Source organism: Marinifilum sp. D714 (assembly GCF_030851345.1).
Taxonomy (GTDB): domain Bacteria; phylum Bacteroidota; class Bacteroidia; order Bacteroidales; family Marinifilaceae; genus Marinifilum.
Map to the genome: position 1 here is coordinate 1 of NZ_JALPNU010000093.1, position 343 is coordinate 343.

Here is a 343-nt window from a genome sequence, read left to right on the forward strand (position 1 = left end):
GGATCAAGATGAAAACTTGAGGGGAGTGTATGTTTCAAGCATAAATTTTAGAAAGTCTGAATAGGAAAAACTCAATTTCCCTCACACCTCTAAAAGCAGTTCTGAAAGCCTTAATTTTTGCATTAAAAGATTCTGCTGAAGCATTTGTACTTCTATTTTCAAAATAGTTCAAGATTCCGATATAGTGTGTTTTAATAGAGTTTGATACTATTCGAAAGGATTTCATTCCAGTCTTTTCGACCTGGTCGTACCATTTTGCTAACTTGGCGTATGCTACACCTTTATCCTTTGTTCTTGAAAAAATGTTTTTTAAGGCCTGACTCAAATCATACGCTTTCTTTAG

At 34.1% G+C, this 343-nt stretch carries 1 protein-coding gene; it reads right to left on the reverse strand.

Features of this window, described 5'->3' with window-relative positions:
• Positions 1-34: 34 nt before the first annotated feature.
• Positions 35-343: transposase (locus M0051_RS19685; protein ID WP_306743278.1), on the reverse strand; the 309-nt coding region annotated here is incomplete at its 5' end.